The sequence below is a fragment of the Pseudomonas lalucatii genome (assembly GCF_018398425.1).
GTDB lineage: Bacteria > Pseudomonadota > Gammaproteobacteria > Pseudomonadales > Pseudomonadaceae > Aquipseudomonas > Aquipseudomonas lalucatii.
In genome coordinates this window covers 782541-808783 of sequence record NZ_JADPMV010000001.1, presented here as the reverse complement: position 1 = coordinate 808783, position 26243 = coordinate 782541, and the positions used below count along the sequence as shown (strand labels likewise).

Below are 26243 nucleotides of genomic sequence, written 5' to 3'. Positions count from 1 at the left end.
GAAAAGTCGATGGGGGCATGGCCCGTCGACTGCCCCGTAGGCTCGCGCACGCGGTGTTGCGGTAACGATTGAGTGGCCAATGGGTACAGGCCGCACCTTTTAGCTTGTGGCTTGCAGGTGGTTGCGGGTAACGGCTGAAAAGGGCAGGGCCAAGGGCCGACGGTGCCTGACCGGCGGCCGTGCAGCGCGTTACCAGAGCGCCAGGCTGTAGCTGAGAATCAGGCGGTTCTCGTTCAGGTCGTTACCGAAGTTCGAGCGCACGGTCGCATTACGCCATTTCACCCCGAGATTTTTCAGAGCGCCTCGTTGCACGACGTAGGCGATGTCGGTGTTGCGCTCCCACTCCTTGCCGGCGTTGCTGGCGCCAAGCTGTACGTTGTCGCCGGAGACGTAGCGGCTCATGAAGGTCAGGCCGGGTATGCCGATGGCGGCGAAGTTGTAGTCGTAGCGGGCCTGCCAGGAGCGTTCGTCGATGTTGGCGAAGTCGTTGATCTGGACGAAGTTGACCAGGTAGGGGTCGCTGCTGGCGATGTACGGGAATGGATCGTCGCCGCTCATGCGCTGGTAGCCGGCGCCGAAGGCGTGGCCGCCCAGGGTGTAGGTGAACATGGCGCCGAAGGCCTGGTTGTCGATGTCGCGGAAGTTGCCGTCTTCCTGGCTCTTGGCGAAGCGCAGGTCGGCTTTCAGCGACTGGCCTGCGCCCAGGGGCTTGAGGTAGGCCAGGGTGCCGTAGTGCTGCCGGTAGATGTCCTGCAAACGGCCGTAGTGCAGGCCCAGGCTCAGCTCTGGCGTTAGTTTGTAATCGCCGCCAGCGAAGGTGAACGAATCGCTGTTGCCGCCGATACGGTTGGCGCTCAGCTCGGTGTAGTCACTGGAGTTGTTGGCCTTGATGCGATCGATCTTGCCGCCTTGCAGGCTGAGCCGGTCGATTTCCTGCACATTCAGCAGTGCGCCGCGGAACGATGCGGGCAGCAGGCGCGAGTCGTTCGACGAGACGATCGGGCTGCGAAAGGCCAGGGAGCCAATCCGCAGGGTGCTCCGGGAGACTCTGAATTTCGCGGTCGGGTCGAGCTTGGAGTACTCCTCCTGCGAGCCGCCGGAACGGTCGGCCGGCAACAGGCCGCTGCCCGCGGTGCCGCCGCCCGAGTCGAGTTTCAGGCCCATCAGGCCGGTGGCGTCGAGGCCCACACCCACAGTGCCGTCGGTATAGCCCGACTCCAGGCGCAGGAGAAAACCCTGGGCCCATTCTTCCGCCTTGTCGCGTGCGTCGGGTTGGCGAAAGTCACGGTTGAAGTAAAAGTTGCGCAGCTCGAGGCTGCCTGTGCTGTCGCCGACGAACTCGGCGTTGGCCAGCGCGGGGAGGCTGCCGGCTAGCAGCAGGACGGCGATACGAGTGTTCGGGCTCATCCGGAGTATCTCCTGGACGCCATGCACGCAGCTGGGCGGCGGTTGCTGGGCAGGGCGCAGTTCTATGCTTGTTTTTATTGGGGCTTGCGATACCGCCGGGGCATTCTTGGGAGGCGAAGGCACATGCGTCCAACGAGAAAAAGCAGGGGGCGGGCGATAAGAAAATTCGATACGCCATTTTGGGAATGGCGCGAAACTGGCATGTGGCACTGCACCAAGTGCATGATTGCGTTTGGCTTTATCCGTAGATGAACTTCATTGCAAAGAGGGTCCTGTCGGCCATGAACCTGAGATTTCTCGAGACCTTCGTATGGGTGGCGCGACTGAAGAGCTTTCGTCTCACTGCGGAAAAGTTGTTCAGCACCCAGGCCTCTGTCTCGAGTCGAATTGCCGCGCTGGAGGACGAGTTGGGGTGCGCCTGTTTCTGCGCGACTCGAAGGGGGTTTCGCTGACGCCGGAAGGGCAGAAGGTGCTCGAGTACGCCGAACGCATGATCGACACCATGCAGGCGCTGAAGCAATCCATCGGCGATAGCGGAAAGGTCCAGGGGCGTATCCGGGTGGGGGCGATGGACACGGTGATCCACACCTGGCTGAGTCCCTTCGTCACCAGGATCATGGAGCGCTACCCGGCGGTGGAAATCGAGTTGACCGCCGATACCGCGCGTAATCTCTGCGATCAGTTGCACAAGGGCTATCTGGATATCATCTTGCAGACCGAGATGGTCCACGGCGACAGCGTGCGCAATCTGGAACTGGCGAACTTCCCGGTGCAATGGATAGTGCCGACCGGCTCGCTGTACCACCGCGGCTATGCATCCATGGACGAGTTGGCCAAGGAGCGCATCATCACCTTCTCGAAGAATTCCCGTCCGCATCAGGACATCCTCAACCTGCTGCACGCCGGCAATGTCAGTGCGCCACGGATCAGTTGCGTGAACTCCGTGGCGGCGATGACGCGTCTGGTTCGCGACGGTTTCGGCATAGGCGCCCTCCCGGCGGCCTTGGTTAGCGAAGAGTTGAAACAGGGGGTGCTGACCATCCTCGATGATGTGCCGCAGCCTACCCCTCTGGGCATGGTTGCCACGTGGCGCACCGGCGCCGGCCTTGAGCTCAGCGAAGACATAGTCTCACTCGCCTGCGAGGTGCTCTGCGAGTACGCCGGACAGATGGGGGAGGCCATGGTGACGCTGATGATCCCCGTTGTGGAGCAGGACGCCGACTGAGTCGACGAGGCCGGCGTCGTCAATTGCGAAGCGCCGTTGCGCGGATATCCGCGCGTTGTCTCGGGCAGTGCGGTTGCACGCTGCTGTGTGGTTCATCCAGATCGATGGTGCGTCCGGCTTTCGCAGTGTTTCGCCCCATAACAATTTCCGATCATGCGCTCCCGGTTTTTCTAGTTGGACAGGCTTTGCCCGTTAAACAAGACTCGGGGTGTTTTCCCTCTAGCGCCGGCACAGACCATAGCGCCTACAACAACAATCCGGAGAAGCTCATGAAGAACACTTCCATTCGCGTCGCCCTGTCGGCTATGACCTGTGTCTTGGGCATCAGTGCGTTTTCCGTGCAGGCCGCCGAGCGCTGGAACATGACGGTCGAACAGCCCGACGGCAACTTCATCACCACGGTGGCCCACGAGTTCTCCAGGGACGTCGAAGCGGCCACCGCCGGTGAGTTGCAGATCCGCATCCATGCCAATTCGGTGCTGTTCAAGCGCCCCGAGGTCAAGCGCGCGGTGCAGACCGGCCAGGTTCAGGTCGGCGACGTGCTGATGTCGGTATTGGGCAACGAAGACCCGATCTACGAAGTGGACAGCGTGCCCTTTCTGGTGCGCAATTACGCGCAGGCACAGAAGCTCTGGGAAGTCAGCCGCGCGGCGGTGGAGGCGCGCCTGGCCAAGCAGGGCATCAAGCTGCTGTACGCCATGCCGTGGTCGCCGCAAAGCATCTACAGCAAGACGCCGATCGCCAGCATGGACGACTTCAAGGGCATGAAGTTTCGTGCCTACAACCCGGCGACCTCGCGCATGGTCGAGCTGATGGGGGCCATTCCGACGGTGATCCAGACCGGTGAAATCCCCCAGGCCTTCAGTACCAGCATGATCAGCGGCATGCTGACTTCGCCGACCACTGGGGTGGACTCCCAGGCCTGGGACTTCGCCTCTTACTACTACGACGTCAAGGCGTTCATCCCGAAGAACTTCGTGATCGTCAACGCACGCGCCTTCAAGCGCCTGCCCGAGGCCTCGCAGAAGGCGCTGCTGGACGCCGCTGTTCGGGCCGAGACCCGCGGCTGGGCGATCGCCCAGGAGGAGACCAGCGCCCTGGTACAGACCCTCGCCGATAACGGCATGCAGGTCGCCGACAGCGCCCCCGAGGCGGTCGAGGCCGGTTTCGAGACGATCGGGCAAGCCATGGTCGACGAGTGGCTGGAGAAGTCCGGCGCCGATGGCCGGGCGATCATCGACGCCTACAGAAACTGACGTCTTCCTCTCATGTCGTCGGGGGTGACGCGCAGCTGTGCGCCAGTGTGCGTCGTTCCCGGTATTCACTCGCGATCAGGGGAGTCCGTCGACCATGACGCCGCTGCATAAGCTCTACACCTTATCCGGATGGCTGTCCGGCGTATTTCTCGTCCTGATCTGCCTGCTGGTGGTGGCGCAGATCGTCTCGCGCCAGCTGGGCACCATGGTGCCCTCGGCGGATGAATTCGCCGCTTACGCCATGGCCTCCTCGGGGTTCCTGGCGCTGCCCTATGCCCTGCAGCGGGGGGCACATGTGCGTGTCGAACTGCTGTGGCGGCTGTTGCCGGCGCGCGGACGTCGGTTCGCCGATGGGCTGAGCACCTTGGTCGGCCTGCTGATCGCCGCCTACCTGGCCTGGTACTGCGCGCTGTTCGTGATCGAGTCTTACGAGTTCCAGGAGGTGTCCTCCGGTCTGCTGCCCATTCCGATGTGGTTGCCGCAGCTGCCGATGCTGCTCGGCACCCTGATCCTGGTCGTGGCGATGCTCGAGCGACTGGTGCTGGTCTGTCTGGGCCGCCGCTTCGAGGTCGCCGAGGTCAGCACCGCGCTGAGTGAGTGACCGGCGTCCGGGCCCCCCTTCTTTCCTGCGGTCCTGCCGCTGCGCATCAGTGAGACAGTCATGGAACACACGATAATTACAATCACCCTGCTGCTGGCGCTGTTCGCGCTGCTCGGTGGGGGCGTCTGGGTCGCACTGTCGCTGATCGGCGTCGGTATCATCGGCATGGAGCTGTTCGGCGGCGCCCCCGCAGGCTCGATTCTCGCCTCCACCAGCTGGGCATCCAGCGCCAGCTGGACGTTGACGGCATTGCCGCTGTTCATCTGGATGGGCGAGATCCTCTATCGCACGCGGCTTTCCGAGGATATGTTCAAGGGCCTGTCGCCGTGGATGCGTGGCCTGCCGGGGCGGCTACTGCACGTCAATGTGTTCGGTTGCGGCATCTTTGCCGCGGTCAGCGGCTCCTCGGCCGCCACGGCGGCGACCATCGGCCGGATCTCCCTGCCGGAACTGAAGTCACGCGGCTATCCGGACAAGATCGCCATGGGCTCGCTGGCGGGCGCCGGAACGCTCGGGTTGTTGATCCCGCCGTCGATCATGATGATCGTCTATGGCGTGGCCGCGCAGGTGTCCATCTCCCGGTTGTTCATCGCCGGCATTCTGCCGGGCCTGCTGCTGCTGGCCATCTTCAGCGGCTTTCTGATGCTCTGGGCCATGTTCAATCGCGACAAGCTGCCGGAAGAAACGCAGGCCCTGCCGTTCCTGGAAAAGCTGCGTGGTTCCAAGCTGCTGATTCCGGTGGTGCTGTTGATCGTCGCGGTGATAGGTTCGATCTACGCCGGCTTCGCCACGGCCACCGAAGCTGCGGCGGTCGGGGTGGTCGGGGCGCTGCTGATCGCCCTGTGCTCGGGCTCGCTGTCGCGCGAGACCTTCATGGCCAGCCTGATGGGGGCGGTATGCACCTCATGCATGATCTTCTTCATTCTGCTGGGCGCCGCTTACCTGACCTCGGCCATGAGCTTCACCGGGCTGCCTTCGGCGCTGGCCGACTGGATCATCGCCAAGCAACTGTCGCCCTATCTGCTGCTGCTGGCTCTGACCCTGCTGTTTATCGTGCTGGGCTGCTTTCTCGACGGCATTTCGATCATCCTGCTGACCACCGCGGTGGTGCTGCCGGCCGTGCAGGCCGCGGGCATCGACCTGCTGTGGTTCGGCATCTTCGTCATCCTGGTGGTCGAGATGGCGCAGATCACCCCGCCGGTGGGCTTCAATCTGTTCGTCATTCAGAACCTGACCGGGTACGACATGTGGAAAGTGGCCAAGGCCAGCTTCCCGTTCTTCCTGTTGCTGGTGCTGGCGGCGATTCTGATCACCGCATTCCCGCAGATCGTGCTGCTGCTTCCCCAGGCCATGCGCGGTATCTGAGCCTGGCGAGGCGGGGCGAGCCCTGGGCCTCGACGCGCACTCGGCGCCCGCCTGCGCCGCCAGGGCCGGAATGGCCCTGGTCGGGGGCAGCCGTGAAAGAAAATGTCGCAGCGCCAGAAGCGCTGCACGGGCCTGCCTCGTTAAGCTCGTCGGGCAAATGTGACCAGTAAGTCTTGGGTCTGGCCAGTGTTCCGAAGTCGCCCGGTTGGGGTCGTGGGCGCTTCATGAACTAACGTTGAACTACAGCGTTGCGGCGTCAGTCACGGCCCACGGCTGCCCTAGTCGAATCACAAGCCAAATGGAGCACAACCATGGCGTTCTTCACGGCTGCCAGCAAAGCCGACTTCCAGCAACAACTGCAAGCGGCCTTGGCGCAGCACGTCAGCGAGCAAGCCCTGCCTCAGATCAGCCTGTTCGCCGAAAGATTCTTCGGCATCATCTCTCTCGAGGAACTCACCGAGCGACGCCTCTCCGACCTGGTCGGTTGCACGCTGTCTGCCTGGCGCCTGCTGGAGCGCTTCGAACCCGCGCAGACCGAAGTGCGGGTGTTCAACCCCGACTACGAGCGCCACGGCTGGCAGTCGACTCACTCCGCCGTCGAGGTCCTGCACCGCGACCAGCCGTTCCTGGTCGACTCGGTGCGCATGGAACTCAATCGCCGCGGTTACAGCATCCACACCCTGCAGAACAGCGTGCTCAACGTGCGCCGCAATGCCGCCGGCGAATTGCTGGAACTGCTGCCCAAGGGCGCCCAGGCCGACGACATGGGCCTGGAAGCGCTGATGTATCTGGAGATCGATCGCTGCGCCAGCCAGGCCGAGCTGCATACCCTGGAGGCCGCCCTGCAGGAGGTGCTCGGCGACGTGCGCCTGGCGGTGGCCGACTTCGAGCCGATGAAGGCCAAGGCCCACGAGCTGCTGGCCTGGCTGGACAAGGCCAAGCTCAAGGTGGACGCCGGCGAGGTGGAGGAGGTCAAGGTATTCCTGAGCTGGCTGTTGGACAACAACTTCACCTTCCTCGGCTACGAGGAGTTCACCGTCGTCGACCAGGCCGGTGGCGGCGCCCTGGTGTATGACGAGAAGTCCCTGCTGGGCCTGTCCAAGACCCTGCGCAGCGGGCTCAAGAGCGACGAGCTGCATATCGAGCAGGAGGCGGTCAGCTACCTGCGCGAGCCCTTGCTGCTGTCCTTCGCCAAGGCCTCGCAGCCGAGCCGCGTGCATCGCCCGGCCTATCCGGACTTCGTCTCCATCCGCGCCCTGAACAACAAGGGGCAGGTGGTCAAGGAGTGCCGCTTCATGGGCCTGTACACCTCCTCGGTGTACGCCGCCAGCGTCAATCGCATCCCCTATATCCGCCACAAGGTTGCCGAGATCATTCAGCGCTCGGGCTTCGACAAGAAGGGGCACCAGGGCAAGGAACTCGAGCAGGTGCTGGAAGTGCTGCCGCGCGACGACCTGTTCCAGACCCCGGTGGACGACCTGTTCAACACCACCATGAGCATCGTGCAGATCCAGGAGCGCAACAAGCTGCGGGTGTTCGTGCGCAAGGACCCCTACGGCCGCTTCTGCTACTGCCTGGCCTATGTGCCGCGCGACGTCTATTCCACCGAGATCCGCCAGAAGATCCAGCAGGTGCTGATGGAGCGCCTGCAGGCCAGCGACTGCGAGTTCTGGACCTTCTTCTCCGAGTCGGTGCTGGCGCGGGTGCAGTTCATCCTGCGGGTCGACCCCAAGAGCAAGGTGCAGATCGATCCGCAGCGCCTCGAGCAGGAGGTGGTGCAGGCGTGCCGTTCCTGGAAGGACGACTATGCCAGCCTGATCGTCGAGAACTTCGGCGAGGCCCAGGGCACCAACGTCCTGGCCGCCTTCCCCAGCGGCTTCCCGGCCGGCTACCGCGAGCGTTTCGCCCCGCATTCGGCGGTGGTGGACATGGAGCATCTGCTCAACCTCAGCGCGCAGCGGCCCCTGGTGATGAGCTTCTACCAGCCCCTGGCCCAGGGGCACCGGCAGCTGCACTGTAAGCTCTACCATGCCGATACGCCGCTGCCGCTGTCGGATGTGCTGCCGATCCTGGAGAACCTCGGCCTGCGCGTGCTGGGCGAGTTTCCCTTCCATATGCGCAACCGGGACGGCCGCGAGTACTGGATTCACGATTTCTCCTTCACCCATGCCGAGGACCTGGACGTCAATATCCAGGAGCTCAACGACAACCTGCAGGACGCCTTCGTCAGCATCAGCCAGGGCGCGGCGGAGAACGACGCCTTCAACCGCCTGGTGCTGACCGCCGGCCTGGCCTGGCGCGACGTGGCGCTGCTGCGGGCCTATGCCCGCTACCTCAAGCAGATCCGCCTGGGCTTCGACCTCGGCTACATCGCCAGCACCCTGGTCAACCACGTGGACATCGCCCGCGAGCTGGTGCGCCTGTTCAAGACCCGCTTCTACCTGGCGCGCAAGCTCAGCGCCGAGGACCTGGAAGACAAGCAGCAGAAGCTCGAGCAGGCCATCCTCACCGCTCTGGACGGTGTCGCGGTGCTCAACGAAGACCGCATCCTGCGGCGCTATCTGGACCTGATCAAGGCGACCCTGCGCACCAACTACTACCAGCCGGGCGCCAAGGGCAAGGCCAAGGACTACTTCAGCTTCAAGCTCAACCCGCGGGCCATCCCGGAGATGCCCAAGCCGGTGCCCAAGTACGAGATATTCGTCTACTCGCCGCGGGTCGAGGGCGTGCACCTGCGTGGCGGCAAGGTGGCGCGTGGCGGCCTGCGCTGGTCGGATCGCGAGGAGGACTACCGCACCGAGGTGCTCGGCCTGGTCAAGGCGCAGCAGGTGAAGAACGCGGTGATCGTGCCGGTCGGCGCCAAGGGCGGCTTCATTCCGCGGCGCCTGCCCCTGGGCGGCAGCCGCGACGAGGTCCAGGCCGAGGCCATCGCCTGCTACCGCATCTTCATCAGCGGCCTGCTGGATGTCACCGACAACCTCAAGGAGGGTGCCCTGGTGCCGCCGGCCCACGTGGTACGCCACGACGAGGACGACCCCTACCTGGTGGTCGCCGCGGACAAGGGCACCGCGACCTTCTCCGACATCGCCAACGGTATCGCCGCCGACTACGGCTTCTGGCTCGGCGACGCCTTCGCCTCCGGCGGCTCCGCCGGTTACGACCACAAGGGCATGGGCATCACCGCCAAGGGCGCCTGGGTCTCGGTGCAGCGACATTTCCGCGAGCGCGGCATCAACGTGCAGAAGGACAACATCACGGTCATCGGCATCGGCGACATGGCCGGCGACGTGTTCGGCAACGGCATGCTGCTGTCCGAACAGCTGCAGGTGGTGGCGGCCTTCAACCACCAGCACATCTTCATCGACCCCAATCCGGATGCCGCCAGCAGCTTCGTCGAACGCCAGCGCCTGTTCAACCTGCCGCGCTCGTCCTGGGCCGATTACGACACCGGCCTGATCTCCGCCGGCGGCGGCATCTTCCTGCGCAGCGCCAAGAGCATCGCCATCAGCCCGCAGATGAAGGAGCGCTTCGCCATCCAGGCCGACAAGCTGACCCCGACCGAGCTGCTCAATGCCCTGCTCAAGGCACCGGTCGACCTGATCTGGAACGGCGGCATCGGCACCTACGTCAAGGCCAGCAGCGAGAGCCACGCCGATGTCGGCGACAAGGCCAACGACGCCCTGCGGGTCAACGGCAACGAACTGCGCGCCAAGGTGGTGGGCGAGGGCGGCAACCTCGGCATGAGCCAGCTCGGCCGCGTCGAGTTCGGCCTCAGTGGCGGCGCCAGCAACACCGACTTCATCGACAACGCCGGTGGGGTGGACTGCTCCGACCACGAGGTCAACATCAAGATCCTGGTCAACGAGGTGGTCACCGCCGGCGACATGACCGGCAAGCAGCGCAACAAGCTGCTGGCCGAGATGACCGATGCGGTCGGCAACCTGGTGCTGGGCAACAACTATAAGCAGACCCAGGCGCTGTCCCTGGCCCAGCGCCGGGCGCGCGAGCGGATCGGCGAGTACCGCCGGCTGATCGGCGCGCTGGAGATGGCCGGCAAGCTGGACCGCGCCCTGGAGTACCTGCCCAGCGACGAGCAGCTGGCCGAACGCGCGGCCAGCGGCAACGGCCTGACCCGAGCCGAGCTGTCGGTGCTGATCTCCTACAGCAAGATCGACCTCAAGGAGGCCCTGCTCAAGTCCTCGGTGCCGGACGACGACTACCTGGCCCGCGAGGTGGAGACCGCCTTCCCGCCGCAACTGGCGGACAAGTTCGGCGAGGCCATGCGCAGCCACCGGCTGAAGCGCGAGATCGTCAGCACCCAGATCGCCAACGATCTGGTCAACCACATGGGCATCACCTTCGTGCAGCGCCTGAAGGAAAGCACCGGCATGACCGCGGCCAACGTGGCCGGGGCCTACGTGATAGTGCGCGACGTATTCCGCCTGCCGCACTGGTGGCAGCAGATCGAGGCGCTGGACTACCAGGTGCCGGCCGAGCTGCAGCTGCAGATGATGGACGAGTTGATGCGTCTGGGCCGTCGCGCCACCCGCTGGTTCCTGCGCAGCCGGCGCAACGAGCTGGATGCGGCGCGCGACGTGGCGCACTTCGCGCCGCGGGTCGAGGCCCTGGCCCTGAGCCTGGACGAGCTGCTCGAAGGGCCGGCCCGCGAGCAGTGGCTGGCACGCTTCCAGGCCTATGTCGAGGCGGGCGTACCCGAGGCCCTGGCGCGGGTGGTCGCCGGCACCAGCCACCTGTACACGCTGCTGCCGATCATCGAGGCGTCGGACGTCACCGGCAAGGAGCCGGCCGAGGTCGCCGCGGCCTACTTCGCCGTGGGCGGCGGGGCCCTGGAGCTCTCCTGGTACCTGCAGCAGATCAGTAGCCTGGCGGTGGAGAACAACTGGCAGGCGCTGGCGCGCGAAGCCTTCCGCGACGACCTGGACTGGCAGCAGCGGGCGATCACCGTTTCCGTGCTGCAGATGGCCGAAGGGCCCGAGGAGATCGAGGAACGCGTGGCCTACTGGATGGACCAGCACCGCCCGCTGGTCAATCGCTGGAAGTCCATGCTGGGCGAGCTGCGCGCGGCGACGGGGACCGACTACGCCATGTATGCGGTCGCCAACCGTGAACTGCTGGACCTGGCACAGAGCGCCCAGCACGGGGTCTGCATGCCCTGAGGAACGGCCGAGGTGCAATCGAGCCCCGCCCAGTGCGGGGCTTTTTTATTCCGGATCGGCCTGGCTGGTCGTGGCGGAGCCGGCCAGGGCCTTCAGGTAGGCGACCACATCCGGCGCGCCGGCCAGGCGCAGGCCTTCGCCCAGGGCCCGGGCCTCGGCCGAGTGCTTGGGCAGCAGGAGGAATTCGGCGGCCCCGGGGCTGCACAGCAGGGACAGGCGGGCATAGGGCAGGCCCTTGTCCAGCAGCAGGCCCATGAAGGTTGGGTCGCTCCAGGCGGCGCCGGGCATCGCTTGTACATGGTAGTGACGCTGCAACTGGGCCAGGCCCTCGTGACTCAGGCGGTAGCGGCTCAGGTCGGCCGGCAGGGTGATCTCCAGCCCGCGGCGGCGGGCATAGGCGATCGCGCAGGCAAACGCCTCGCCGTGCTGCTCGCCGGCCCAGAACAGGCGCTGGCCGCGCCAGGCGGCCTGGCGCAGGCTGATGCGCTCACCGGCGAGAAAGCGCGGTAGAGCCAGGCTGATGGTCTTGATGAAGTCCTTGTAGCTGATGATGCGCACCGGGCGACAGGGGGCGCTGGCGGCATACTGCTCGAAGCTGGCGAGCGAGGCGTGCTGGGGGTCGCAGACGCAGAGTCCGTCGATTTGGCGCAGGTCCAAGGACTCCAGGGCGTGTTTCTCCAGTTCCACCACGCCCATCAGTGTGGCGCGGGCCTGCGCCTTGTCCTCCTGCACCGGGCCGGACAGGGCATCGCGCGGCAGGTCGACCAGGCGCTGCAGTTGCGCGCCCTCCAGCCAGCAGATGCTGTCGTGGGGGGGCGGCAGGGCGGCGAAGGGCAGGCGCAACTGGCTGGCGCGCTCCAGTATCTGCCGCTGGCCACGGCCGATCAGGCCCAGGCGCTGGGCCAGGGCAGTCAGGCGGGAACTCAGGCTGGCGGGCTGCTGGGACAGGCTCATGACCGACTACGCACTCCAGGGGCACCGCTGTCAGTGTGGCAGAGGCGAGCCGGCGCTGCACAGGCATGGCCGGGCCTTTTCGCGCGGCCGAACGGGGCCTGGTGCGGTGCTTGTGGCAAGATTGCCGGATTCATCTGTCGAGGTGCCTCCATGCCCTGTCTGTTGCTGGATATCGCGCTCTCTGCCGAGCGTATGCGCGCAGTCTACCAAGGACGGGCCAGTCGTATCCTGGTGGAAAGCCGTGACGGCCGGCGGGTCAGTCTGCCGGCCCATCATATCCGCCCGTTCCTGACCCATGAAGGGGTCTACGGCGCCTTCGCGCTGGAGTTCAGCCCCGAGGGCGAGCTGCTCAGCCTGCGGCGCCTGGACTGAAGCCGGCCGTGCGCCTCGCTGCCAGGCGGCACGGCCTGTATAATCGCCGCCTTTGCGACTTCGCCACTATCGAGCTGAGCATGTATAACCTGGCCCGCGAGCTGCTGTTCAAACTCTCCCCGGAAACCTCCCACGAGCTGTCCATCGACCTGATCGGCGCCGGTGGCCGCCTGGGCCTCAACGGCCTGCTGAGCAAGGCGCCGGCGAGTCTGCCGGTCAAGGTCATGGGGCTGGAATTCGCCAACCCGGTCGGCCTGGCGGCCGGCCTGGACAAGAATGGCGACGCCATCGACGGCTTTGCCCAGCTGGGTTTCGGCTTCGTCGAGATCGGCACCGTGACGCCGCGCCCGCAGCCGGGCAACCCCAAGCCGCGGCTGTTCCGCCTGCCCGAGGCCGAGGCGATCATCAACCGCATGGGCTTCAACAACCAGGGTGTCGACCACCTGCTGGCCCGGGTCAAGGCGGCCAAGTACAAGGGCGTGCTGGGCATCAATATCGGCAAGAACTTCGATACCCCGGTCGAGCGCGCGGTGGACGATTACCTGCTGTGCCTGGACAAGGTCTATGCCCACGCCAGCTATGTGACGGTCAACGTCAGCTCGCCGAACACCCCGGGGCTGCGCAGCCTGCAGTTCGGCGACTCGCTCAAGCAGCTGCTCGAGGCCCTGCGCCAGCGCCAGGAAGAACTGGCCGGGCGGCATGGCAGGCGGGTGCCGCTGGCGATCAAGATCGCCCCGGACATGAGCGATGAGGAGACCGCCCAGGTGGCGGCGGCGCTGGTCGAGACCGGCATGGATGCGGTGATCGCCACCAACACCACCCTGGCCCGGGACGGCGTCAAGGGGCTGGAGTTCGCCGACGAGGCGGGTGGCTTGTCCGGTGCGCCGGTACGGGACAAGAGTACCCATACGGTCGAGGTGCTGGCCGGCGAGCTGGGCGGACGACTGCCGATCATCGCCGTGGGCGGCATCACCGAGGGGCGCCATGCGGCCGAGAAGATCGCCGCCGGCGCCAGTCTGGTGCAGGTCTATTCGGGCTTCATCTACAAGGGGCCGGCGCTGATCCGTGAGTCGGTCGATGCCATAGTGGCCGCGCGGCGCTGAGCGGGGTTGATCGCGGGGGAAATAAAGAGGGCTCCCTGAGGGAGCCCTTGGGCTTGCGCCCGCCGCCCGAACTGGGGCGTGCTTGGTGAAGTCGGAAAGTTCCTTTCGTTAATCAGCCGACAGCGTGAAGTTCGTTGAGTCGATGAATACCGGCGGTGCCGGTCAGCCCGTCCCAGTTGTCACCGCGGCCTTCGCGCCAGCCGTTAATCCAGGCTTGACGGACAGAAGGGAGGGTGAAGGGGCACAGTTCGCGGGATTTTCCATTGATGCCGTATTGATAGCCGCGCAAAAAAGCTCTTTCTAACGGATCACGCTTAAGTCTTCTCATAGGGTGTTGCCCTCACTGTTGACTGTTATGTCCCGTGGACCTCGTGGCGAGGTCAGGCAGACAATAGCCTGCCGGCGGAGCCCGCTGCCGGCGTCGCGGGTCTCCTGCGCCCTCGCCATTGCGGCGACGGCCTAGGTAGATTTCTATCTAATGCCCGAAGGCCTGTGAATGATCGTTTTGTCATAAGGGAGTAATGCTTCCGAGGGTGAGGCCATAAGGCTGGCCGGCCGGTTCACCGTGTTCTTGCAAGAGCCCCGGCGGGGCGGGCGTTTGCGCCGCCCGTGCTGGTGTTGTGCCATCGCGATTGGCATTCGATTGCGAGGCTTTTTTATTCCGACGAAGGGTCGCATTGCGACTTTTTGTCACTTATTTTGGCCGTGTCGACTCGCGCGCACGCCGCTCACACTGCCCTAGGCACTGGATATTCTCATGTCGGATCGCTACGAACTCTTTCTCACCTGCCCCAAGGGGCTGGAAGGCCTGCTGCTCGAGGAGGCGAGCCAGTTGGGGCTCGAAGAGGCGCGGGAGCAGACCTCGGCCATTCGGGGCGAGGGCGGGCTGGAGGACGCCTACCGCCTGTGCCTCTGGTCGCGCCTGGCCAACCGCGTGCTGCTGGTGCTGGGCCGTTTCCCCGTGCGGGACGCCGAGAGCCTGTACCAGGGCGTGCTGGCGGTGGACTGGTTCGAGCACCTGGAGCCGAGCGGCAGCCTGGCGGTGGAGTTCAGTGGCCACGGCTCGGGGATCGACAACACCCATTTCGGCGCACTCAAGGTCAAGGACGCCATTGTCGACAAGCTGCGCCAGGCCGACGGCACGCGGCCGTCGATCGACAAGCTCAATCCCGACCTGCGCGTGCACCTGCGCCTGGAGCGCGGCGAGGCGATCCTCTCCCTCGACCTGTCCGGCCACAGCCTGCATCAGCGCGGCTATCGCCTGCAGCAGGGCGCCGCGCCGCTCAAGGAGAACCTCGCCGCCGCCGTGCTGATCCGCGCCGGTTGGCCGCGCATCGCCGCCGAGGGCGGGGCGCTGGCCGACCCCATGTGCGGGGTCGGCACCTTCCTGGTTGAGGCGGCCATGATGGCCGCGGACATCGCGCCGAATCTCAAGCGCGAACGCTGGGGGTTCGACCAGTGGCTGGGGCATGTGCCGGCGCTGTGGAAGAAACTGCATGCCGAGGCCCAGGAGCGCGCCAGTGCCGGCCTGGCCAGGCCACCGCTGTGGATCCGCGGCTACGAGGCCGATCCGCGCCTGATCCAGCCAGGGCGCAACAACATCGAGCGGGCCGGCTTGAGCGACTGGATCAAGGTCTACCAGGGCGAGCTGGCCACCTTCGAACCGCGCCCGGACCAGCACCAGAAGGGCCTGGTGATCAGCAATCCGCCCTACGGCGAGCGCCTCGGCGACGAGGCCAGCCTGCTGTATCTCTACCAGAATCTCGGCGAGCGCCTGCGCCAGGCCTGCCTCGGCTGGGAGGCGGCGGTGTTCACCGGGGCGCCGGAGCTGGGCAAGCGCATGGGCATCCGCAGCCACAAGCAGTACGCCTTCTGGAACGGCGCGCTGCCGTGCAAGCTGCTGTTGATCAAGGTGCAGCCGGAGCAGTTCGTCACCGGCGAGCGACGCACCCCGGAGCAGCGCGAGCGTGAACGCGAGCAGGCCGAAGTCGCCAAGGCGCAGGCCGAGCCCCAGGCGCCTCAGTACAACAGGAACGGCAATCCGCTCAAGCCGGCGCCGGCCCCCGTCGTCGAGCAGGCCCGCCTGAGCGAGGGCGGGCAGATGTTCGCCAACCGCCTGCAGAAGAATCTCAAGCAGCTGGGCAAGTGGGCGCGCCGGGAAGGGGTGGAGTGCTATCGCCTGTATGACGCCGACATGCCGGAGTACGCCCTGGCGGTGGACCTCTACGGCGACTGGGTGCACGTGCAGGAGTACGCCGCGCCCCGCTCGATCGACCCGGAGAAGGCCCAGGCGCGCCTGTTCGATGCCCTGGCGGCGATTCCCCAGGCGCTGAATGTCGACAAGAGCAAGGTGATCATCAAGCGCCGCGAGCGCCAGGCAGGCACCAGGCAGTACCAGCGCCAGGGCGCCCAGGGTCAGTTCATGGAGGTCAGCGAGGGCGGCGCCAAGTTGCTGGTCAACCTCACCGACTACCTCGACACCGGGCTGTTTCTCGACCACCGCCCGTTGCGCCTGCGCATCCAGCGCGAGGCCGCCGGCAAGCGCTTCCTCAACCTGTTCTGCTACACCGCCACGGCCACCGTGCATGCGGCCAAGGGCGGTGCACGCAGCACCACCAGCGTGGACCTGTCGAAGACCTATCTGGACTGGGCGCGGCGCAACCTGTCGCTCAACGGCTATTCCGACAAGCAGCGCCTGGAGCAGGGCGACGTGATGGCCTGGCTGGCGGAGGACCGCGGCGAATACGAGCTGATCTTCATCGACCCGCCGACCTTCTCCAACTCCAAGCGCATGGAGGGGGTGTTCGACGTGCAGCGCGATCACGTGCAGCTGCTCGACCTGGCCATGGCCCGTCTGGCGCCCGGCGGGGTGCTGTACTTCTCCAACAACTTCCGCAAGTTCCAGCTCGATGATGGCCTGGCGGCGCGCTACGGCGTGGAGGAGATCAGCGCCGATACCCTGGACCCGGACTTCGCCCGCAACCCGAAGATCCATCGCGCCTGGCGTCTGACCGCCCGCGGTTGATCGATGCCGGCGGGCAGCCCCGCTTGCTCAGGGCTGCCCGTCTCCGGCCTTACTTGGGTTGGCGGTAGAGGTCCACCAGGACCTGGTCGAGAATCGACGAGGCGCCCCAGGGCCTGGGGTCGTTGAGGATCGCCACCACCGCCCAGGTATGGCCATTGCTGTCGCGGCTGTAGCCGGCGATGGCGCGCACGTTGTTCAGCGTGCCGGTCTTGATATGGGCCTGGCCCTCCAGGGCGCTGCGCTTGAGGCGCTTGCGCATGGTCCCGTCCATCCCCACCAGCGGCATCGAACTGATGAACTCGGCGGCATAGGGGCTCTTCCAGGCGGCCTGGAGGATGGTGGCGAGCTCGCGGGCGCTGACCCGCTCGGCCCGCGACAGGCCCGAGCCGTTCTCGATCACCAGGTGCGGGGCGGTGATGCCCTTGCGCGCCAGCCAGGCGCGGATCACCCGCTGCGCCGCCTTGGCGTCGTCGCCGTCGGCGGTGTTGCGGAACTTCGCGCCGAGGCTGAGGAACAGCTGACGGGCCATGGTGTTGTTACTGTACTTGTTGATGTCGCGGATGATCTCCACCAGGTCGGGGGAGTGGGCGCGGGCCAGCAGGCGGGCGCTTTTCGGCACTTCGGCGATGCGATCCTGGCCGAGGATGCTGCCGCCCAGTTCCTGCCAGATGGCCCGCACGGCGCCCGCCGCATAGCTGGGGTGGTCGAGCAGCGACAGGTAGGTCTGGGCGCTGCAGCCCTCGGCGAGCTGGCCGCTGACGATCACCGTGGTGCCGTCGTACTGCTTGACCGGGTTGTAGCGCACGTCCGGCCAGCCGGGGCACTTCCCGGGCTTGAGCAGCTTGACGCGGTTGTCGATGCGGATATCGGCGATCGGCGGCTCGACCGCGATGCGCACCTTGCCGTTCTCGGCGCGGGCGATGAAGCGCAGGGCCTTGAGGTTGACCAGCAGGGCGTCGGGGGTCACCAGATAGGGCTTGTTGGCGTCGCCGCCGTCATCGTTGAACACCGGCAGCTCGGGTTGCACGAAGTGGCTGCGATCGAGCACCAGGTCACCGCTGACCTGGCGCACGCCGTTGGCGCGCAGGTCGCGCAGCAGCAGCCAGAGCTTCTCCATGTTCAGCTTGGGGTCGCCGCCGCCCTTGAGGTAGAGGTTGCCCTGCAGCACGCCCTCCTCGAGGGCGCCGTCGGTGTGGAACTCGGTGACCCACTGGTGGGTCGGGCCCAGCAGTTCCAGGGCGGCGTAGGTGGTCACCAGCTTCATGGTCGAGGCCGGGTTGACCGAGATGTCGGCATTGACCACCGTGCGGGTGCCGGGGCCGGTGAGCGGCACGGTCATCACCGAGAGGGCGCGGGGGGCGATCTTGTTGGCTTTCAGGGCCTGTTGCACCTTGCTCGGCAGGCGGTCGCTGTCGGCCGCCGGCAGGGGCAGGGCGAGTGGCAGCAGCAGGCCGGCGATCAGCAGCCGGCGCAGGGTTCTGGTCATGTGCGGAGGGACTCGGAGCTAGGGCGGAGGGTAGCGGACGACATGTGCGGAAGACTCCACAACGGTTCGTCAAACAGCCCCGCATTATGCCCGAAGGCCGTTGCGCCGGGGCCCTCCCGCGACCGGCGTGCAGGACTTTTTTGCACCGCCCGGAGGGGGAACGGGCACTGGGGCGGGCATGTTCGGCGGCAAACTGCTAGAGTGCCGCGCGTTATCAACCTTGAGGATCCTTCCATGGCTACCAACCGTTCCCGTCGTCTGCGCAAGAAACTCTGCGTGGATGAATTCCAGGAGCTGGGTTTCGAGCTGAACCTGAATTTCAAAGAGGACCTGACCGACGAGGCCGTCGACGACTTCCTCGACCAGTTCCTGCGCGACGCCATGGAAGCCAACGGCCTGGGCTACGTGGGTGGCGACGACTACGGCCTGGTCTGCCTGGCCAAGCGTGGTTCGGTGAGCGAGGCGCAGCGTGCCCAGGTCGAGGCCTGGCTGAAGGGCCGCAGCGAGCTGATCGACTTCAGCGCCAGCCCGCTGATGGACGTCTGGTACCCGGAAAACCCGATCAATCCGGCCTGATGTCCCCGCCGGGCATGCCTTCGGCTTGCCCGGCCGCCTCTCCCTCCTGCATCACCCCCCCGCTCGGCCCGCCAGGCCGGCCTTGGCCAGCACCGCCGCCTCGTCCACCGCATCGATCTGCTGCTGCTGCATGAAGCGCTCGGCGTACTCGCGGTAGACCCCGGCCCGCACGAACAGGCCGAACAGCTCCGGGTCGATGTGCGCCGAACGGCACATCTCGGCCATCAGCTCCAGCGACTCCGACAGCAGCTTGCCCTTCTTGTAGGGGCGGTCGACCGCGGTCAACGCCTCGAAGATATCGGCGATCGCCATCATCCGCGCCGGCAGGCTCATCTGCTCGCGGCGCAGGCGTTTCGGGTAGCCGCTGCCATCCATCTTCTCGTGGTGGCCGCCGGCGATCTCGCTGACGTTGTGCAGGTGCGAGGGGAAGGGCAGGCGATCGAGCATGAGGATGGTCTGCACGATGTGGTGATTGATGATGTAGCGCTCCTCGTCGGTCAGGGTGCCGCGACCTATGCCCAGGTTGTGCAGTTCGCCACGGTTGTACTTGTACTGCGGCACCTCCAGGCGAAAGCCCCAGGGGTTGTCCGCGGGGATCAGCTCGTCGGCCGGACGTTCGACCAGGTGCTCGGGCTTGTCGGCCAGCAGCGGTTCGGCCACCGGCAGGTCTGCCGCCGGGCGCCGCTGCTGGCGCCGGGCTTCCTCCCAGGACACGCCGAGGCGGTCGTCGAGGGTGCGCATCCAGGTGCGCGCGGCGATCCGCTTGAGCCGCTCCAGGTCGGCCTCGGCCATGCTTTCGCCGCCCAGGTTGCAGGCGGCGACGAAGGCGAAGTCCTCGTCCAGGCTGGCCAGCGCCTGGTCGCGCAGGCGGGCCAGGCGCGTCGCCTCGCCGCCTTCGGCGCAGCCCTGCCAGTAGGCGATCCAGGCGTCGCGCTTGAGTACCTCGAAGCGCATGCGCACCTCGTGGATGCGGTCGTACAGGGTCTCCAGTTTGGTCGCCTTGTCCACCACGTACTCGGGGGTGGTCACCTTGCCGCAATCGTGCAGCCAGGCGGCGATATGCAGGGCCTCCCATTCCTCGGCATTGGGCCGGTAATCGCGAAAGGCGGGATCGTCGCTGTGCGCCGCGGCGCGGGCGAGCATCAGGGCGATCTCCGGCACGCGCTGGCAGTGGCCGCCGGTGTAGGGGCTCTTGGCGTCGATGGCGCCGGCGACCAGCTGGATGATGGCATCGAGCAGCTTCTTCTGCCGCAACAGCAGACGCTGGCTCTCGATGCACAGCGCGGCGACCCCGGAGACCGCCTCGACGAAGGCGACCCGTTCGCGCCGGAGCATGACCAGGTCGTCGGCCTCGCCACGGTCGCAGTGCAGCAGCACCAGCACGCCGACGGTGTCGCCCTGGCGGTTGTGCAGGCCGGTGGCGACCAGGTGCGCCCGCGGGCTGTCGAGGGTGCGCAGCAGGCTGCGGTAGTCGCCGGCCTGATCGAAGCCGAGCGAGAGCACCGTGCTGGGGCCGCCGCCGGCCGGGCCGCGCAGCCACTGCGGCAATGTCCCGCCCGCCACCTCGTAGCCGGGGATGTCGTGCCGGCCGAGGTCGTGCCGCTCGCCGTCGAGGAACAGCCCGCGGGGCTCGAGGCGGCCCTTGTCGGCGTCGACCAGGTAGATCAGGCCGCCCTGGGCCTGGCTGATGCCGACGGTCTCCTCCAGCACCCGTTCGAGCAGGGTGTCGAAGCGGGTCACGGCGGACAGGCTGGCGGCGATCTCCAGGAAACTGGCGATGGTTTCCTTCATCTGCTTCATGGACACCGCCAGCTGATCGACCTCCAGCACCGGCGAGTGGCCGCTGGCGGGGTGCTTGAAGTCGAAACGGCGGATCGCCTCGGCCTCGGCGACCAGGGCCTTGAGCGGCTTGGCGACGATGCGCGAGGTCAGCCAGCCCAGCGGCAGGCACAGCAGCAGGGTGGTCAGGGTGATCAGCGCGCCTTGCCAGCGCATGCGGTAGGCGTCCTCCAGGAGCTCGTCCTCCGGCACCAGCAGGGCCAGGAACAGGCCCTGCGGCCCGCCCTCCAGCAGGCGGCTGCGCGATACCACCCAGCGGCGCTTGTCCAGCTCGAGCACGCCCTGACGCAGGTCGCTGGCGCCATTTTCGAGCAGGGCGGCGATCTGCGGGCTGAGTTCGCGGGCCGGGGTCAGTATGGCTTCGCCATCCATCATCATCGTCAGGCGGGCACTGTCGGGGTAGGCCACGGCGTTGCCGGCGGGGTCGTAGAGCACGACCTGGCTGCTGGCGGTGATCTGCTGGTCGGTCAGGGTGGCGGACAGCTCGGCCAGGGTCAGGTCCGCCGCCAGCACGGTGGTCAGGCCGCTGCGCCGGGCCAGGGTAGTGCCGACTTCGGCCGTGGAGAAAAACACATAGGGCTCGGTGGTGATCTGTCCGCCGTCCACCCGGGCGCGACGGTACCAGGGGCGGGTGCGCGGGTCGAAGTCCTCCTCCGGGCGCGCACGCTGGCTGAGCAGGTTCAGCGAGCCGTCGTAGAACAGGTAGGCGGCCTCGACGCCGCCGGCGCTGCGGTCGATCGACCAGACCTGGAAGGCGGCGTGGTCCGGTGCCGAGAAGCGCAGCTTCATGGCCTCGTCGCGCAGTGGGCGGACCATGAAGAAGTCGCCGTCGTCGTAACCCAGGTACAGCGAGGCCATCTTCGGATTGTCGCGCAGGGCCTGGGCGAAGGGCTTGAGCAGCGCCAGGCGACCGGGCAGGCTGCCGGCCTGGCTGGCTTCGTTCAGGGCCAGCAGGCTGAGCAGCTGGCGGATCGGCTGGTAGGTGTGCTCGAGGTCGAGCTGGACGTTCTGCTGGATCTGTTCGAACAGCTTGGCGCTGCTGGCGAAGATGATCTCGGTGGTCTGCCGGTGGTTGAACAGGCCGAGCAGCGTGCCGGTCAGGAGTAGCAGCAGGGTGAAGAGCAGGCTGATGTGCACATGCAGGGGAAACCGGCGGTCGCGAGGCCAGAATCTGCTGGGCATAGCGCGTCACTCCATCGGTTGCGCCGTTGAGCCTTTAAGCATAGTGGAGGGGCGTGGGGACGTCGGCCGCCCGGCTGCCGCGGCGTGCGTCCGGCTCAGGGCGTGCGATGGGCGGCGGCGCTGCGCTGCGCGCGTTTCTCCAGCAACTGGCGCAGGCCGTACATCAGCAGCGCGACGAACAGCGCCAGGACTACCCCGAACAGCACGTTGAGCAGGCGCAGCTGGGCCAGTTGCCAGTCCCGGGACAGGCTCTCGGCGAGCAGGACGAAGCCGATGGCGCTCTGCATCACGAACAGGGCGTAGTGACTGGCCTGCAGCGCACGGCTGAGGAAGATCAAGGGAATCAGGCTGAGGACCATCAGCGTCGGGTCCTGCAGGCTGTGGCCGAGCAGAATCAACAGACCGGCCGCGGCCATGCTGGTCAGGCTCGACTGCAGGGCGCGCACCAGGCTGCCCTGGAACTCCAGCTGCAGGGTGGTGAGCACCGTGAGGGTCAGCCAGTAGCCGTGATGCAGCCCGGCGAGGCTGACCAGGGTCCCGGCCAAGGCCATGGCCAGGGTGCACCCCAGGGCGTGCAGGCGCCACTGCCGACGCGGCAGGCGCCTGGCGTGGCGCCTGAGCACCTTGAGGATGCCGATGAAGCGCGGCATGTACGGCCACATGCGCATGCCATGCAGGCCGCGCAGGCCGAAGGCCAGGAGCATGACCCAGAGACCGCCGAGGATGAACAGGGTGGCGATGGCATGGGGGTTGTTGAGGTTGCCGATACCATGCTGGCCCTGGCCCAGGCACAGGCAGACGACCAGGCCCAGGCCCATCTTGCCGGCCTCGCTGCCGAAGCGTTGCAGCCAGGCCAGCAGCAGGCCGAAGCCGCCGAACAGGCCCAGGCTGACCAGCGGGTCGACGGCGGACCAGAAGCCGAGGGCGGCGCTGCAGGCGCCGAGGCCGGTGAGCAGCAGCATCCTGAGCATGCCGAAGCGATGCAAGGGACTGGCCTGGGCGGCCTGGAACGCTCCCACCGAGGCCCAGAGGAAGCCGGTATGGCCACTGAACAGACCCAGCAGCAGGGGCAGCGCGCAACCGAGCCCGGCCACCATCGCCGGACCCCAGGCCGGCGGGCCGGCGTGCCAACTGGAGCTGTTTCGCCAGAGCTGTTTCATCTATTACACCGGGCTCGAGCGTCCCGTCATCTCGCGGGCCATTTCAGTAGCGTAGCTGTCGGTCATGCCGGCGATGAAGTCGATCATGCGCAGGAAGGACCTGTGCAATGGCCAGTCCGGGTCCGGCGCGTTGTGTCCGAGCAGGTCGAGGATGCGCCGGTGCTTGAACGAGGGCGAGCGGCCACCCTGCTGTTCCAGCGCCGCGCCGCAGAAGGCGTTGAGGAGGATCTCCAGGGTGGTGTAGGCGCCGATCTCGTGCAGGGTCTTGCGCTTGTCCTGGAAGATCTTCTGCCGTGCCATGGCCTTGGCGCTCTGCACGCAGCGCTTGGCCGGGCCGTGCATGTGCTCGACCAGGTCGCCCTGCAGGGTACCGGCGAGCAAGGCCGGCTGCTGGGCGACGAAGGCCTGGGCGGCGGCGTTGGTCAGGTGCTCGATGGCCTTGCCGCGCAGGATCGCCAGCTTGCGCCGTCGGGAGTCCTGGGGGCCGAGCTGGCGATAGGTCTGCGGCAGGTCGTCACCGACCAGGTCGAGGAGCAGGGCCTCGACCTCGCTGTAGTCGAGCAGCTCCATTTCCAGACCGTCCTCCAGGTCGATCAGGCCGTAGCAGATGTCGTCGGCCGCCTCCATCAGGTACACCAGCGGGTGGCGCCCCCAACGCTGCTCCTCGAGTTGCGGCAGGCCGAGCTTGTGGGCGATCTGCTCGAGCAGCGGCAGCTCGCTCTGGTAGCAGCCGAACTTGTGCTTCTTGTAGCCGAGCGCCTCGGCGTGGCGCGCCGTCCAGGGGTACTTGAGGTAGGTGCCGAGGGTCGCGTAGGTCAGCCGGGTGCCGCCGTCGAACTGGTGGTACTCCAGCTGGGTGAGCACGCGAAAGCCCTGGGCATTGCCCTCGAAGTTGAGGAAGTCGGCGCGCTCGGCCTCGCTCATCGCGTCCAGCCAGCCGCGCCCGGCGGCCTGCTGGAACCAGTGGCGGATGGCGTCCTCGCCGGAGTGGCCGAACGGCGGATTGCCGATGTCGTGGGCCAGGCAGGCCGACTGCACGACCATGCCCAGGTCGCTCGGCTCGCACCAGTCGGGCAGTGCCTCGCGGATCATCTCGCCGACGCGCATGCCCAGCGAGCGACCGACGCAGCTGACCTCCAGCGAATGGGTCAGGCGCGTGTGGATATGGTCGTTGCTCGACACCGGGTGCACCTGGGTCTTGCGCCCCAGGCGGCGAAAGGCGCCGGAGAAGATGATGCGGTCGTGGTCTTTGTGAAAGGGGCTGCGGCCCAGTTCGTCGACGCTGTGCGCCGGTTTGCCGAGTCGCTCGCGGGTGAGCAGGGTTTGCCAGTCCAAGGCCGGTCCTCGCCAGTCAGTGGCCGATGGCCTAGCTTCCGGGTTCGCGAGGGCGGCCGCAAGCCTGGCGTGCGGGTGCGCCGTGGCATCCGTCGCGGTTCGCTATAAGCGGGTCGTGCCTGGCGAGCGGGGAGTGGCGCTGCTAGGGTCAATTCTGGGTGCCCATGGAAGCATTCGGCCAGCTTTGCCGCCGTATCGGCCCGGGCTTCGAGTGCTTCCGTGCCCCTGGTGGACACGGCTCCGCTGAGTCGGGGCGTGCCGTTACAGGTGCTGGATGACGCGGTTTCCGCTCTTAGAGGTGGGTATATGAACAATGCAATCGTCTTGCTCGCTCGGCTGCTGCTCGCACATATCTTTGTCTTGGCCGGCATCAACAAGATCGGCGGCTTCGCCGGTACCCAGGGCTACATGGAGAGCATGGGCGTGCCGGGCGTGCTGCTGCCGCTGGTGATACTGCTGGAAGTCGGCGGTGGCCTGGCGTTGATCTTCGGCTTCCTCACCCGTTGGGCGGCCCTGGCGCTGGCGGCGTTCTCGGTGGCGGCGGCGCTGATCTTTCACACGAACTTCGCCGAGCAGATGCAGATGATCCTGTTCATGAAGAACTTCTCCATGGCCGGTGGCCTGCTTCTGCTCTACGTGCACGGGGCGGGTGCCTTCAGCATCGATGCCATGCGCGGCAGGTGAGGGCGGCCGACGGCGTTTCACGCTCGCCTGCCCAGGCCGGGCGTGACCGGCGGAATGGGCCGTGCGGGCCCATGCCTCGGCTGTGCTCAGGGGTTAGGTAGGGGGCAAGCGCGATCGACAATGCCCGCGGTTCAGCGCTCGCGCAACGCTTCGGCGCGGGCCTTGAGCACGGGCTTGAGCAGGTAGTCCAGCACGCTCTTCTCGCCGGTGATGATGTCCACCGTGGCGATCATGCCGGGAATGATCAGCAGCGGTTGTTCGTCGCTGCCCAGGTGGCTCCTGTCGGTACGCACCTGGATCAGGTAGAAGCTGTTGCCTTCCTCGTCGGTGATGGTGTCCGCGCTGATCAGTTCCAGGCTGGCCTTCAGGCCGCCGTAGATGGTGAAGTCGTAGGCGCTGAACTTGACCATGGCCTTCTGCCCGGGGTGCAGGAATGCCACATCCTGGGGCCTGACCTTGGCCTCGATCAGCAGGCTGTCTTCCAGAGGCACTATCTCCAGGATGTCGCTGCCCGGCTGGACCACGCCGCCGATGGTGTTGATCTTCAGCTGCTTGATGATGCCCTTGACCGGGGAGACCACCGTGGTGCGGCTGACCCGGTCCTCGATGGCGGAACTGGTGGCGGTGATCTTCTTCAGCTCGGTACGCGCCTCGTTGAGTTCGCGGAAGGCGTCGGAACGAAAGGCCAGCTCGGATTCCTCGATCTTGCTGTTGATCTCGCCGATCGCCGCCTCCGCCCGCGGAATGGCCAGGTTGGTGGCATTCAGGGAGCCGCGCGCCTCCACCGCGCTGCGGCGCAGGCGGAGAATCTCCACCTGGGAGATCGCGCCACTGGCGACCAGCGGCTGCGACATGTTCAGCTCCTGCTGCAACAGGCCGAGGCTGGAGCTGTATTGCTGAGCCTTCGAGCGGAACTCCGCCAGTTCCTGTTCCTTCTGCCGCAGCTGCTTGCCGAGCGTGCGCTGCTCGCTTTGCAGGCGCTCCTGCCGCGAGCGGTACAACGCCAGTTCGTCCTCGGCCAGCTGCGGTGCGACGGCGGTGACGGTCTCTGGCAGGGCGATGGGGCGGCCCTCGGCTTCCGCGCTGAGCCTTTCGATGCGGGCGATCAGCGCCAGGCGGTCGGCTTCGGTTTCGCCACGGTTGGAGAGGAAACGGGTGTCGTCCAGGCGCAGCAGCACATCGCCCTTGTCGACCACCTGGCCTTCGCGCACGAAGATTTCGCTGACGATGCCCCCTTCGAGATTCTGAATGACCTGAATCTTGCTCGAGGGAATCGCCTTGCCCTCGCCGGTGGTGACCTCCTCCAGCACTGCGAAGTGCGCCCAGCTCAGGGCGGCAAGCAGGCAGGCGGCGACCAGCCACAGGGTAATCCGGGTGAACCAGGGTGGCGCCTCGAGCACGGTGCCCTCGACCTCCGGCATGAACTCGGTGTCCTGCCGCTGGCGGCGCAGGCTGGAGAAGTAGTCGCTTGTCGTTTGCTCGGCGTGCATGGGCAT

The 26243-nt window shown here is 66.5% G+C and carries 17 protein-coding genes and 1 pseudogene; 10 read left to right on the top strand and 8 right to left on the bottom strand.

Annotated features, from left to right (window positions below):
• Positions 1-189 precede the first annotated feature (189 nt).
• Complete coding sequence (locus tag I0D00_RS03475) at positions 190-1407, bottom strand: OprD family porin (RefSeq protein ID WP_213638363.1); 1218 nt, start codon at positions 1405-1407, stop codon at positions 190-192.
• A gap of 281 nt (positions 1408-1688) precedes the next feature.
• On the opposite strand from I0D00_RS03475, the pseudogene I0D00_RS03470 reads away from it, so the two are divergent.
• The 5 genes and pseudogenes from I0D00_RS03470 (at position 1689) to I0D00_RS03450 (ending at position 11031) form a co-directional block, all read left to right on the top strand.
• Positions 1689-2632: pseudogene (locus I0D00_RS03470) on the top strand (LysR family transcriptional regulator).
• 269 nt (positions 2633-2901) lie between these two features.
• Positions 2902-3888, top strand: coding sequence for a TRAP transporter substrate-binding protein (locus I0D00_RS03465; protein WP_213638362.1), 987 nt, complete (start codon positions 2902-2904; stop codon positions 3886-3888).
• 94 nt (positions 3889-3982) lie between these two features.
• Complete coding sequence (locus I0D00_RS03460) at positions 3983-4489, top strand: TRAP transporter small permease (protein WP_213638361.1); 507 nt, start codon at positions 3983-3985, stop codon at positions 4487-4489.
• A gap of 60 nt (positions 4490-4549) precedes the next feature.
• Positions 4550-5854 carry a TRAP transporter large permease gene (locus tag I0D00_RS03455; RefSeq protein WP_213638360.1) on the top strand — a complete coding sequence of 435 codons (1305 nt, stop codon included), beginning with the start codon at positions 4550-4552 and terminating at the stop codon, positions 5852-5854.
• Between the two features lie 311 nt (positions 5855-6165).
• The gene (locus tag I0D00_RS03450) at positions 6166-11031 is read left to right on the top strand and encodes an NAD-glutamate dehydrogenase (protein WP_213638359.1); all 4866 of its coding nucleotides are present in this window, start codon (positions 6166-6168) and stop codon (positions 11029-11031) included.
• A gap of 45 nt (positions 11032-11076) precedes the next feature.
• Here the strand turns inward: I0D00_RS03450 and I0D00_RS03445 are convergent, their stop codons facing one another.
• Positions 11077-11985 (bottom strand): DUF6685 family protein, encoded by a 909-nt coding sequence (locus tag I0D00_RS03445; RefSeq protein WP_213638358.1) that lies wholly within the window; start codon positions 11983-11985, stop codon positions 11077-11079.
• Between the two features lie 150 nt (positions 11986-12135).
• On the opposite strand from I0D00_RS03445, the gene I0D00_RS03440 reads away from it, so the two are divergent.
• Positions 12136-12357, top strand: a complete 222-nt coding sequence (locus I0D00_RS03440) for a DUF2835 domain-containing protein (RefSeq protein WP_213638357.1) — start codon at positions 12136-12138, stop codon at positions 12355-12357.
• A gap of 80 nt (positions 12358-12437) precedes the next feature.
• On the top strand, positions 12438-13460 hold the full coding sequence (locus I0D00_RS03435) for a quinone-dependent dihydroorotate dehydrogenase (RefSeq protein WP_213638356.1): 1023 nt from the start codon (positions 12438-12440) through the stop codon (positions 13458-13460).
• Between the two features lie 112 nt (positions 13461-13572).
• On the opposite strand, the gene rmf is transcribed toward I0D00_RS03435, so the two are convergent.
• Entirely contained in the window at positions 13573-13788 is a 216-nt protein-coding gene (rmf, locus tag I0D00_RS03430; RefSeq protein WP_159973046.1) for a ribosome modulation factor, read from the bottom strand.
• A 429-nt stretch (positions 13789-14217) separates the two neighbouring features.
• On the opposite strand from rmf, the gene rlmKL reads away from it, so the two are divergent.
• Complete coding sequence (gene rlmKL, locus I0D00_RS03425; RefSeq protein ID WP_213638355.1) at positions 14218-16485, top strand: bifunctional 23S rRNA (guanine(2069)-N(7))-methyltransferase RlmK/23S rRNA (guanine(2445)-N(2))-methyltransferase RlmL; 2268 nt, start codon at positions 14218-14220, stop codon at positions 16483-16485.
• A 49-nt stretch (positions 16486-16534) separates the two neighbouring features.
• Here the strand turns inward: rlmKL and dacB are convergent, their stop codons facing one another.
• Positions 16535-17971, bottom strand: coding sequence for a D-alanyl-D-alanine carboxypeptidase/D-alanyl-D-alanine endopeptidase (gene dacB / locus I0D00_RS03420; protein ID WP_213638354.1), 1437 nt, complete (start codon positions 17969-17971; stop codon positions 16535-16537).
• Between the two features lie 234 nt (positions 17972-18205).
• Here dacB and I0D00_RS03415 point away from each other — a divergent pair, with 234 nt between their 5' ends.
• Positions 18206-18547, top strand: a complete 342-nt coding sequence (locus tag I0D00_RS03415) for a YggL 50S ribosome-binding family protein (protein ID WP_213638353.1) — start codon at positions 18206-18208, stop codon at positions 18545-18547.
• A 51-nt stretch (positions 18548-18598) separates the two neighbouring features.
• Here the strand turns inward: I0D00_RS03415 and I0D00_RS03410 are convergent, their stop codons facing one another.
• The 3 genes from I0D00_RS03410 to I0D00_RS03400 form a co-directional block, all read right to left on the bottom strand.
• Positions 18599-21568 (bottom strand): HD domain-containing phosphohydrolase, encoded by a 2970-nt coding sequence (locus I0D00_RS03410; RefSeq protein WP_213638352.1) that lies wholly within the window; start codon positions 21566-21568, stop codon positions 18599-18601.
• 95 nt (positions 21569-21663) lie between these two features.
• A complete protein-coding gene (locus I0D00_RS03405) occupies positions 21664-22728 on the bottom strand; it encodes an FUSC family protein (protein ID WP_213638351.1) in 1065 nt (354 codons plus the stop codon).
• A 3-nt stretch (positions 22729-22731) separates the two neighbouring features.
• Positions 22732-24063, bottom strand: coding sequence for a deoxyguanosinetriphosphate triphosphohydrolase (locus I0D00_RS03400; RefSeq protein ID WP_213638350.1), 1332 nt, complete (start codon positions 24061-24063; stop codon positions 22732-22734).
• Between the two features lie 306 nt (positions 24064-24369).
• Here I0D00_RS03400 and I0D00_RS03395 point away from each other — a divergent pair, with 306 nt between their 5' ends.
• Complete coding sequence (locus tag I0D00_RS03395) at positions 24370-24747, top strand: DoxX family protein (RefSeq protein ID WP_213638349.1); 378 nt, start codon at positions 24370-24372, stop codon at positions 24745-24747.
• A gap of 131 nt (positions 24748-24878) precedes the next feature.
• Here I0D00_RS03395 and I0D00_RS03390 read toward each other — a convergent pair whose 3' ends face one another.
• Entirely contained in the window at positions 24879-26237 is a 1359-nt protein-coding gene (locus I0D00_RS03390) for an HlyD family type I secretion periplasmic adaptor subunit (protein WP_213638348.1), read from the bottom strand.
• Between the last annotated feature and the right edge of the window lie 6 nt (positions 26238-26243).